The 12,532-nt window shown below is 32.5% G+C and carries 7 protein-coding genes and 1 pseudogene; 2 read left to right on the top strand and 6 right to left on the bottom strand.

Annotated features, from left to right (window positions below):
- Positions 1-161: 161 nt before the first annotated feature.
- From JM172_RS18100 to JM172_RS18090, 3 genes are all read right to left on the bottom strand, one after another.
- Positions 162-1,454, bottom strand: coding sequence for an MFS transporter (locus JM172_RS18100; protein WP_214483785.1), 1,293 nt, complete (start codon positions 1,452-1,454; stop codon positions 162-164).
- Positions 1,451-4,222 (bottom strand): class III lanthionine synthetase LanKC, encoded by a 2,772-nt coding sequence (gene lanKC / locus JM172_RS18095; RefSeq protein WP_214483784.1) that lies wholly within the window; start codon positions 4,220-4,222, stop codon positions 1,451-1,453. Before lanKC ends, JM172_RS18100 begins: the two co-directional genes overlap by 4 nt.
- 215 nt (positions 4,223-4,437) lie before the next feature.
- Positions 4,438-4,542, bottom strand: coding sequence for a class III lanthipeptide (locus JM172_RS18090; RefSeq protein WP_214483783.1), 105 nt, complete (start codon positions 4,540-4,542; stop codon positions 4,438-4,440).
- A gap of 869 nt (positions 4,543-5,411) precedes the next feature.
- On the opposite strand from JM172_RS18090, the pseudogene ltrA reads away from it, so the two are divergent.
- Positions 5,412-6,663 (top strand): annotated as a pseudogene (ltrA, locus tag JM172_RS18085) (group II intron reverse transcriptase/maturase).
- Positions 6,664-6,816: 153 nt separating this feature from the next.
- Here the strand turns inward: ltrA and JM172_RS18080 are convergent.
- From JM172_RS18080 to JM172_RS18070, 3 genes are all read right to left on the bottom strand, one after another.
- Positions 6,817-8,130, bottom strand: coding sequence for a replication initiation protein (locus tag JM172_RS18080; RefSeq protein WP_214483782.1), 1,314 nt, complete (start codon positions 8,128-8,130; stop codon positions 6,817-6,819).
- 1,675 nt (positions 8,131-9,805) lie between these two features.
- Positions 9,806-10,594: a S8 family peptidase gene (locus tag JM172_RS18075; protein WP_214483781.1), complete on the bottom strand. Its 789-nt coding sequence runs from the start codon at positions 10,592-10,594 to the stop codon at positions 9,806-9,808.
- Between the two features lie 69 nt (positions 10,595-10,663).
- Positions 10,664-11,671 carry an amidase domain-containing protein gene (locus JM172_RS18070; protein ID WP_214483780.1) on the bottom strand — a complete coding sequence of 336 codons (1,008 nt, stop codon included), beginning with the start codon at positions 11,669-11,671 and terminating at the stop codon, positions 10,664-10,666.
- 184 nt (positions 11,672-11,855) lie between these two features.
- Here JM172_RS18070 and JM172_RS18065 point away from each other — a divergent pair, with 184 nt between their 5' ends.
- Positions 11,856-12,221 (top strand): hypothetical protein, encoded by a 366-nt coding sequence (locus tag JM172_RS18065; protein WP_214483779.1) that lies wholly within the window; start codon positions 11,856-11,858, stop codon positions 12,219-12,221.
- The last annotated feature ends 311 nt before the right edge of the window (positions 12,222-12,532 follow it).

Raw genomic sequence — 12,532 nt, 5'->3', positions numbered from 1 at the left:
AACCTACCTTTTGCATTAATTACATTTATTTAATTTCGATCGATCGAACAAACATTCAGTTTTCTGATGCAAAAAAATCCTCCACTCCGAAGAGAAGAGGCTACGTGAGGTTATGTAAATATGAGTATTTCATGTTTGCAGACTATTTCTACCCAATGTAACTATGAAGATGAGGCTTTATGTACACTCTCTTCTAAAATATGTGCATTTCTAAGGTGATGGTTTAGCCCTGCAAAGACTCCCATCAAAATGATCCAAAAACCTGCAGCAGTGAAAAGAATCGGTACTCCAATAATATCTCCCAATATTCCAGCTATTAGGGTTGATACTGGCATAGTAATGATTGCAAAAGTTCTTACTATCCCCCATACACGACCACGATATTCTTGTGAGACTATAGACATTTGTAAAGTACTTAAATATATTGAACTTATTGATACAAAGAAGGTTTGACCGAACATAAGGAATAATGTTAACGGAACAAAAGTAGAGAATGATATTCCTAATGTACATAATCCTGCTAGAATCCATAATAGCCCAACAATTGATTTTAATTTGAGCTTACGAACAACACTCCCTGTAACTAATCCCCCAGTAATTCCTCCAATTAAACTAACAACATGAATAAATCCAAATACTGATGCGTTTCCATTTAACTGTTGATCTACTAATGCTGGGTATAGAGGAGGCATAAAAGATATAATGTTAATCATTAGGTATAACCATAAAATAGTCTTAATTAATGGAAACAATTTTATATAGTTCCAGCCATCCTTTATATCTGTTATTAGAGAAAAGGTAAATGATTTATCTTTGTTTGAATTAGATTTATAGATTTTATTCTTAGGGATTCTTGCTATTCCGATAAGTAAAGCTACTATCATAAAAGTGACTGCGTCAATAGTAATTGACCAGCCAGCACCGATACCTGCAATTATTACCCCTGCAACAGCATTGCCTAATAATGCAGCAGTTTGCCCAATTGAAGAAAAAATACCATAAGCAGTGGCTAATTGTTCTTTCCCTACAATTTCAGGCATTATCGATGCTTCACATGGAGATAAAAATGTATTTAAAATGTTTAATAAGAGCACGGATACAAGCGCTACCGAAAAAGGCAAGTAACCAAAAACTAATACGATAGTTGCTACACAAAACAACACCAATGAAGCTATTACATTTGTATAGACCATTACTTTTTTTCTATTCATACGATCAGCAACGGTACCTGCTACGAGAGAAAAGATAGCGGTTGACAAATGTGAAAGAGCTCCTATTACAGCGGTTTGAAGAACCGATTGACTTTGAGAATAAACCACCCAAATCACTGCTAAGTCAAAAAAAGCATCCCCAATTATAGAAATAGACTGGCCTGACCATAATAACATTAATGTTCTATTCTTTATTAGGTTTAGATAAATAGACTTCTTCTCTCTTTGAGTGTTATTAATCATTTTTCACCTATATTTATTGGCGTGCTGCTTACATTTTCATTTGGTAGCTTTAAATTTTTTGCTTTTTCCTGCAGTATTAGCTCATCCACTAAAAAATTAAAATTTGAACCTTGATTCAACAACCTATGAAGGAATAAGGCTATACCACTAGAACCTGTTCCAAAGTCGTTATTAATTCTGAACAAATTATCCCCTGGAAACGCTACGCCATCCCCCTTTAATATTTTAAAAGAATTAATACTCTTTGCAATATCATATGCCCTATGTAAATATTTTTCTTCATTAAGGAATTGGTAACAGTCTAATAAAAAATTTCCTATACCCGAAAGCCCATTATATAACCCTGGAAAAAGAGAAAATTTTCTAAACGTATCAGTTTCTATTTGGTTAAGCTGATCCTTATAATATTTACTTTCAGTAACAATAAAATATCTTAGTACAGTTGTTGCTACACCTGCTGTACCAAAAGCCCAATATGGAGAAACTATATTACTATTTGAAACTCTACGTGGGAATGAAGCAATTCCTTCATATTTAATAGAATTGTTCAAGTCAAAATCCAGTGCTTCCTTTCCACAATCCAGATATTTCTGTTCATTAGTAGCCTGATACAAGTATAGAAGGTATAATGCTGTACCACTAGAACCTCTGGAATAGCCTATGTGAGTCTCTCCTTCAGGAGATGGCCAATATATCCCTTTTTCATTTTTAATACCAGTATCAAGTAACCTATCTCCTACCTCTTTGGCCATTTTTATATAAGATGTATCTCTAGTAATCGTCCAAAAGTATAAATTTGCAAGTCCTACACCTGATAGCCCTGTATATATATCAGTAGATTTATTCAATAGTGGATGATTATTAGCTCTTTCCATTACATCTGTTGCATAATCCTTTAAACCAATTATTGATAGCGCCCAAGCAATACCGGATAATCCTACATACAGTCCTTGAGGATATTTTTCACATGTAATTTCTTGTTTTAATACCCAATTAATATGTTGACTTGGTATTTCACCATTAATTAGTTTAAGTGTAACAGCTACTCCTAATGCTCCATTTGAAATAGATAATGAATTGACCATTTTTGCATCAGAAGGATAAAGGCGATCGTTCCGTTTAAGTGTAGCAGTTTCTTCAATAAATCTTGTAGCACCCTGAATTGTTTGAGAAATAATGTTATCAGAAATTCGATCCTTTATATAAAATTTATGGGAAAGGGATACAACAGTCGCCTCAAGTTGAGTTATAACATCCTGTATAGACGGCCGACAACTTGGATCATCATCCATTAAAGACAGTATAATTTCCATAATTTCTTCTGGTAAACCAAACTCGGTAACTAATTCATCTAAGAAATCTTTATGTGCATTTGGTTTAATTCCCAACATATTATTATGAGGAGATAATAAGTTTAAGAATATACAACCTAGACCATAAAAATCATTATATACAGAGATTTCCTTCCCCTCTGTTCCATTACTATCAAAAAAACCCATTGAGTACATTGCATCGTTTTTTTTACTTTTTCCAATTATGAATGACCCATCTAAATCTGGGAACATTACACTGAAATCAGATTTGATAAAGATATTATCTGGGGACCAATCTACTAATATAACATTTTCTTTGTGTAGTTTTTCTAAACCTTTAGCTAAATTAACACATATTTTTATAATATTGTTATAAAAATCTATTAACTGCTTCTCAGTTGGATCAATTAACAAAAACGGGCTATTCGATGCAATATATTCCCTTAAAGTATCCGCCTCAATGTAACCTTCTACTAAGAAAAGATGCTCCCATTCATAAAATAAGGCAATTGGATCTGGTACTACTTTGGTCTCTTTTAATACGTTTAATATATCCCATTCCTTTTCTCGTAGCTTCATTGAGTTAACAAACTCATTATGCATACCTGTATATGGTCGTGCTTCTTTTACTATAACCTTTTTCTTTAATTTATTATCAAAAGCTAAATAAACACCCCCACTATTTGTAAATCTTATGGCTTCCAATACATCAAACCTTCCATCCATTAAACCCGTTTCGTCTTCAGTTTGATTAGAATTATCCAAACTTTCCTCGGTTTCAAACGGATCATTAACCCAAAAGGGTTCAGAATAGTATGGTAATCTTAAATCAGGAGTTTGTTGTCCATCTGGTGCAGATAAATAATCTACAAATGATCCATCATAATCTAATTCTTTGTCAGGTAATATACCCCCGTATCTATAATAAAGTACTTTACAATCCTTGTATCTTTTATCAGATAGGATGTATGGACCATTAAATTCTTTCAGACTTATATATAATTCTTCTATTATTGTTTTAAAAGCAGCTTCATTAATTGGGTATATTGTAATAAATTTCCCTGAAGAACTTCGAGGATAATTCTTATCAGAAGATATACTAATAATAAATTTATCTAGCATAAATTTAAATGATGTATCAAACTTTATACAAATTGGTATGACTTTTCGAAGTACAGATTCATGGTCTAATAAAGATGATGAAATATGAATTTTCCAGCCCTGTTTTGGTAGGGATTGTTTAGGGTTAACAACATGGTAATAAATACTTTGTCTAATTATTTTCCAATCGGATAGTACTTTATCCTTTACTATTGAGATTAAATGATCGTTTGGAATATATCTATCTAATGAATCATAATAATTTTTATCACTAATCAATGAAAAAAAATCTTGTTTCATATGTTCATATGAACGCATGTCCGACAATACTTGAGTTTCATTCCTTTGTGTCATAATATCCTCCTTGTAAACCTCTTATACACAAAAACTTTTTATTTACGCAAGTTATAATCCCTTTTAAAACCAAAGGTATGTGTTATTCATATCCTGAATAAATATTTGTTTATAAAATCGTAGGATAGTATTGAGCAATTTACATAAATATTATAGTTAGAATTATTCAAAGGAAGGGTATCCCCTTCCTTTGAAAATCTTACATAATAATTATCTTACTCTACGCCTACTTTACAACCAATACTGAAAGAACTAGCAAACTTACCGCCTTCTTCTTTTTGCCTTTGGTCCAATTTTTGTAAATTAAGAACATTGTTCATTAAGTAACACCTCTTCCCATCATTTTTGCAAGAATGTAATTCTTGTATTTTTATAATAGTCTAATATTTCCGTAAACAAAAACGCTGTATTTCCTTATTTTGAGATAAATTACTCTATATTTTTTTACATTTTTATTTTTTACTAAATATCTCATAATTTAATATACATATATGTATATTTAATTTTTGATTAGAGTCTAATATCGCCGTTAAGAATGTAATCATTTCTGGTCAAAAAACCCCCACTTCAATCAAAACCTTGAGGTCTAATAAGTGGGGGAGTTCAAAAAAAAGACGAGAAATAAGCTCTCGTCTTTAAGTGTGCCCGGCATGGTTGTAATCTCTAGGGTGAAAGTCCCGAACCGTGAAGGCAGAAGTAACGGTTAGCTTAACGCAAGGGTGTCTGTGGCGACGCAGAATCTGAAGGAAGCGGACGGCAAACTTCCGGTCTGAGGAACATGAACTTCATACAAGGCTAGGTATCATTGGATGAGTTTGCTTAACAAAACAAAGTCCTTTCTGTCAAAGGTGATACCAAGTAAATGAAGCAGATAGGTGGAAGGAAAGATTGCACTCTTACCCGGGGAGGTCTGATGAATACGTGAAGTAAACTTCATAACCTACTTAGTGATAAGTAGCTGAATCATCAGAAGTCAGCAGAGGTCATAGTACGAATCGGTCTAGAACGGTTCGGAAGGACTGAACAATTAAGAGAGAATAGCCCTTGGCATGCAGTATGTCATGATGAACACAGAAAACGCAATACCTCACTTGAGGAAGGAAACGGTGAATCCCGTGGGGGACCTCTTGGAGGGTGGAGGTACAACTGTTATAAGAAGAATAGTTATTCACGGAAGGAAAAATTAACGATGCTTATGAATCAAATCCTATCACGGGAGAATATGCTTCTAGCACTAAAGCGAGTAGAACAAAATAAAGGGAGTCACGGAGTAGATATGATGCCCATACAAATCCTACGAAAGCATATAGCAGAAAACTGGCAATCCTTCCGAGAGGCAATTTTCGAGGGTACCTATGAGCCAATGCCAGTCCGAAGAGTCGAAATCCCGAAACCTGATGGCGGTATTCGATTATTAGGTATTCCAACTGTGACAGATCGTTTGATTCAACAAGCAATCGCCCAAGTATTGTCGAAGATATATGACCCGTTGTTCTCCGAACATAGTTATGGTTTTCGACCAAATCGAAGTGCACATGACGCAATAAGGAAAGAAAAAGGATATATCAAAGAAGGGTATAGATGGGTAGTAGACATGGACTTAGAGAAGTTCTTTGACAAGGTAAATCATGATAAACTCATGAGCATACTAGCGAAAAGAATCAAAGAAAAACCACTTCTAAAACTCATCCGCAAATATCTACAAGCTGGTGTCATGATAAATGGAGTAGTTACGAGTACAGGACAAGGAACACCGCAGGGTGGTCCTCTTAGCCCACTTCTATCGAACATTGTGCTAGATGAACCAGATAAGAAGTTAGAAGCTAGAGGACACAACTTCGTTCGTTACACAGATGACTGTAATATCTATGTAAAATCGAAACGGGCAGGAAACCGGACAATGGCAAGCATTCGACGTTTCATCGAAAAGAAGCTTCGCCTGAAGGTGAATGAGAAGAAGTCAACAGTGGATAGACCATGGAAACGAAAGTTTCTAGGGTTCAGCTTCACAAATTCAATAGATCCGAAAGTCCGTATCGCAAAAGAAAGCTTAAAACGATGGAAGAAGAAAGTACGAGAAATTACTTCAAGAAAGATACCCTAATCGGATCGAGAAATTGAATCAGTATTTAATAGGGTGGTGTGGATATTTCGCGTTGGCAGATACGAAAACCATCTTTAAAGAATTAGATGGGTGGGTTCGGAGAAGACTTCGGATGTGTTTGTGGAAAAACTGGAAGAAACCAAAGACAAAAGTACGCAAACTCGTCAAATTAGGAGTTCCTAAGTGTAAAGCTTATGAGTGGGGGAATAGCCGGAAGGGTTATTGGCGTATCTCGAATAGTCCAATATTACACAGAACCCTTGGCAACACCTATTGGAATTGCCAAGGGTTTAGAAATCTACAAGAACGTTATGAATCCGTACGTCATTTATCTTAATTGAACCGCCGTATACCGAACGGTACGTACTGGTGATGTGAGAGGACGGGAGGTAATCACTCCCTCCTACTCGAGATTGTAGTAAAATCTATGATCAATTTCGTCTCTATCTCTCACACTGTATTTATAGGCAAGTTTTGGAGATAAATGTTCCTAGAATGGCATTTCATCTATATGGTTTTCATACCATTTCTTATATAATTGTATCACTTTCGTTTTTTCTAAATCTGATTCAGATAATGGAGGTAATCGATTGTCTATTCTATATTGATTAATACTATCAAATTTGTTGAACAAGACTTTCTCTCTTTCTCTAGCCAGCTCATCAATATCAGCTTTTGTTTCAGGGTTTACTTTCCTAATCATCATAATGAAATGATCATAAAGCTCTTCCAGTTCTTTAATGTCTTTACCAGTTAACTCTTTTATTCGACTAGCCACGTTTCCGATTGCTAATTTATATAATGGATTGTCATTACTTTCTACTTCATAAGAAACATCAGCATAATTGTTTTCAATAGCTTTTACTATATAACCTGCCACATTGCCTAACGCTTGATTATCCATTCGCATGACATAACGTAGGTTATCCTCTATGTATTTTGGATGGTATTTTTTTATAATTTCTACTGCTTTTTCTCTTCTTACACCCTTAGATACTAAACGACTCAACATAAGTTGTATGTCATAATCAACAGCTTCTTCAGATAAATTCATTTCAATATTGTTCGTATTTTTGTAAATGTAGAAGATGAATGAATCAATTGTTCTACCAATCTTCTTATGTACTTCATATTCAAAACGGATATCCGTTTTCTCACTAATTTCCTTTTTAGCTTTCTCAAGAACGACTGAACGGAAGTTTTTCATGAGCTTTAACTTATCGTCAGGTATCCCTAATAAGGATCTTAACTCTTTTACTTTAATTATCCGTTGATGCCAGGGCTCTCTCTCCTTTAACAGTTCATATATCCTCCAGGAGTATTCAGACCTTAATTGCAAAACGTTATAAAGTTGATACTTAGTATAAGATTTTAAATTTAACAGAAACTGGGCCAAATCCTCAGATAATTTTATTTTGATTTGTCCCTCTTTATATGAGGCACGTTGTACCCAATATATATCATCTATTACAAGTTTATTATTTTCTGTCCTTTGAATTGAAAGTGGCTTATTATTTAAGCCTTGAACTACTTCTCTAATACGCTCATAGAATCCAGTTTCTGATATCCCAAATAAATGAGCCAATTCTTTTGTCTGCAAGGTGTATGTTTTAAAGTCCTTATGTTCAGGCTGAACCAAAGACACCAAAGCATACAATAGTCTTCTTTCATTAATTGATAAGTTCTGTCTCATATTAATTAAAGCATTCGACTGGTTGACCCAATAATATGGTTTAATATCTGCTTCTACCAAATCAGCATCAAATGTAAGTTGCTCCTCATGTATTACTTCTGCATCCACCATTCTCTGCCTCCTTAACAACGTAGGTATAACTACAATATAGTACAAATAATAGTAATAATCCACGTTTAATTACAAAGTTTGATGCCCTCAAACGGAAGAAATCTCTTATGTCTACTTATTCGGTGTAAAGAAAAAATTAAATATTACGTCAACTCATTATATGTCTACCTTAACGGTGCATAAAAACCTTATATTATTAGGGATTTATGGAAATATAACTATATATTTGGTAAATAGGAATGAATGTCTAAAAATATATCCTTTTATATGTCTACATATTCGGTGCAAAAAATTTTTTTTCATAAATAATAGTCTAGCATCGTTTTGATAGACATATAGACTTTCTTATTTTTCCCTTAAAAGACCTCCTCGTCTTTTATTAAGAGATTTATTAGATAAATTTAGTACTAAAATGCTGTTAAATAGCAATAATATTGAGGTTTTAGACATATAGCTACCTAAATGATGTGATTACATTGTTATAGTAACTTTAATATTATTGCTTTAATTTATATGTCTATCAAAACGATGTTAATTTTCATGTGGAATTCAATTTTTTTAATTATTCGTAGGTATATTTTCCAAATAAAAGTATATAATCTAAAGAAATACAAGATAAATAATACAAAACATACTCTTCCACCGAATTTATAGACATAATATCTAGTAATAAATATCCCTATATCGTTTAAGTAGACATATTACATCGAGTTAGTAGACATATCACACTCAATTTGTAGCCATATAATATCGAATTTATAGACTTAATCACCGAAATGATAGACATATCACATCGAATAAGTAGCTATAAACTCCTTCCATCCCTACTCTCCCAAGGGTTATAAATCTAGTAAACAAATAAACATATATAAAACATATATAAACATATATTAACAATATAAACATAAATTCTATTTTTTTGGATATCAAATACAATAATTCTCAAATAAGATTTAAGCACTTACTAGATTAATAAAATCTCAATATTAAAAAAGCCTAATTTCCCAGTAATGAAAAATTAGACGTATTTCTTTCTTGACCGATGTTAAATATATTTCATATAACTTTGTTAACGACCTTATTTTTCCTCATTAACTAGCTATTTAAAATCACTAGGCATTATCGACAATACCCAAAAAAATCCTATTGCAAAGAATCCAATTGAAACAGCAAGAAAAAAGATGGATAGATAAATCAACCATCTTTTTTTAACATCAAATCCAACGTTTAACAGTATCACACCTACGATAAGTATAAAAATGTTTATATGAACTATACCCAATTCTTCATTCCCTCTATTATTTAATCCAATGTAAATATAACGAAAACAGTATAACTATTGTTTATGTATTTTATGACTGAATCATAATATTCCAATCTAATTTTAGGACATTAAGATTCAAATTCAGCTGTTAAAACCCTCTATGATCAACTGTTTATTTTTTACAATATGCTATCTTGCTACCAAATCCACATATTGTTGGCGGACACCTAAAAGGAAGGAAAATCTCCATAGTAAAACATAAACTATGACAAACGAAATTTGAAAGGAAGAATGCGAGGTTCATGAGGTGAACTAGTTAATATGAACCTTCTGTGATTGTTTTGTACCTAGAAATGTTATTTATAGTTGACTTATAGAAGGATGTCTCCTACACATTATACAACTAGACTTTTAAAGCTCATCTGTAATCATAAAAAAATTCATATTATTACCCGTAATTTCAACAGATTTTTCTTTTTTTAATTTGATAATGATATTTTCAAAACTTATATTTGTATTTTGCTGAAGTATTCTTGCTACTTGTAATGTGACTAAGGGGGCAGCAACGGATGTTCCAGATACCATCGTAGCAGGTCGTCCATTCAATCCTTTAACCCATATATCTTTCCCTAAACAGACAAAATCAATTTTCTCACCCACGTTTGAGTTGGTTACTAATTTACCATTTTTATCAACTGCTCCAACAGCGATAACGTCGGAATATTCTGCCGGAAACCTTAACTTATCTACAAAATTGTCATTCCCAGATGAGGCAATAATGGGTACTCCTTCTTGCTTAGCAGTATTAACGGCATCTTCTAATTTGCTATTAGTTGCTAAAGAACCAAGAGAAATATTAATAACGTCTGCACCACTCTGAACAGCAGTTATAATTGCTTGAGCAAGCATTTCTATATCAGTACTTTTAAATTTGGAAGTTACTTTTATAGGCATAATTCTAAATGATGGATCTTTACTAGCGATTAAGGAGGTAACTATTGTACCATGTCCTGTTTCATCATTTGGATATTCATCTATATTAATTAAATTGACTGGTTTTATAATATTATTATGTAGATCTAATCTATTTCTATCTAACCCACTATCTATAACTGCAATAATGATAGGATTGTTAAACTGTAATGTAGAGCCAGTCATAAAAAAACTTAATAGTAAGATAAATAGGTAACATCTATTCATAAATCCTCCTGAAAAAGTAAAAGAGCAAAAGTATTTTTCTTTGCTCTTTTACTCTTTTGTTTTGGATAATTAATCTAAATCCCAAGCATATGCTTTATATCCCGCATTAAACAACGTATCAATTGGTTCATCTTCCTTGTCAGTTGTGTGGTAAGTAACATAAATTTTACCGCTTTCAATTTTTGTAACAACTACAGTATGTCCAATATGAAACTCTCCATCATCGAATGTATCCCAAGATACTATATCACCTAATTCTAAGTCTGATGTAGAATAAATTCTTTTCACATTAGAACTATGATCTCTTAAATGCTCATAGAAGTTATGTGCTCCTCCCCACGTCCAACTTGGAGGATTATTAAAAGAGTCTTCGTAGTACCAGTTATCTACATCATCATAATCATAACCGAAATTATCGTTTCTGATCTGTGACATTCCGCCCCCCTCATAAACAACTTGTGATACAAAGTTGGTGCAGTCATTTTTACCATCATAGTAGTCATAATTCGAGTTTCGCAATTCCGTACCGTTTTTAGTCCAAGTATGAGCATAGTCAATGGCATCGGTTACATTATAACCATTGAAATCTATTAATGATTCAACTGTTTCTTCTTTATCTTTTTTATCTCCTACGCCGTTAAAAACAGTCTCTGCGTCAATTTCATCACTTTTCTTTTTCTGCCCCTTAACTATTAGCTTTCCAATATCATTACCTAATTTTCTTACATCGTTATATATTGGATCTTCTTTAGATAAACTAGTAAATACTTCTAGTTGGACTAATCTAACATAATAATTCAAATTAAAATTAACTGATTTACTAGTAAAATCGATCCCTCTTTCTTCTAATATATTATCTACAGCTTCAATTGTACTAGCGTGCTTTTTTAATAGTTTTTCTGGTATGTAGTCGTAAAAAACTTCATCATTTATTTCCCACGACTCTTTTACTTTTTCTTTAGCTTCTTTAGAAAGAGGTTCTACGTCTGTTGCAAATACATTGTTTACACCTAAATATGATGCAGAAGAAATTCCAAGTCCAAGTGCAAGTGCTATTAAAATACTTTTTTTCTTCACTTCTAACTCCTCCAATACCAATTTATTTTGTAGCCTCATCTATACAACAAAACAAATAATACTATAATATGGAATAAATAACAACTTATTGTTATAAAATTCAATAAATTTACATATTCTTAATGAATTAATTTTAGTTTTTATTATAATATTGGTATATAGTGAAATATTAGGAGGAGTAACCATGAATAAAAGAACTATATTTATAGGGTTATTTAGTTTATTAATTATTATTGGTGGAGTAATGTCTTTCGCAGTAGTACGAAGCGGAATTTATCAAGAGGACAGACCAATTAAACTAACTCTTTCTATTATTAATAGCACAATTTTTGACAAAGAATACATCGAATATAATACTGATCCATTTCTATATGTTGCTAAATTTTCTGATGGTTCATATTCCTCAATAAAAACAGTTATGGAGAATAAAGGATGGCTTTATAAAGATCAGGTAGGATCCGGTTTAGTTTTTGAAAAAGATGGTGAACAAATAACTATAGCAACAAAAAACATCACTAGATTTTACTATATATGGGAAAGTAAGTTTTAGTAGAAATAGTTTACCTTGTCGAAGCTTCATATCAGAATCGTATAATAAACAAAGGATGGCTTATATTGTATAAGAACAAGTATTAACTCTGGAGGATAATAGTTTAAAAGAATGTAAATACTTATTTTAAAATTGTAAAAGCAGCCCCGCTATGAATAGGGCTGTTTTTCATGGAGCCAATCGTGATGTACTTTACTTTATGTCATTGTTATTTTGTCTATTCATTTAAGGATTGGTTCAGTTACTTAGTTTGCTTTTTTACGGAGCTTTTCTCCATTTATTTAGGAGGAGCCGACGTGCTTTGTTCTTCG

The organism is Bacillus sp. SM2101 (assembly GCF_018588585.1).
Classification (GTDB): Bacteria; Bacillota; Bacilli; order Bacillales; family SM2101; genus Nanhaiella; species Nanhaiella sioensis.
This window is presented reverse-complemented; position numbering and strand designations above follow the sequence as displayed.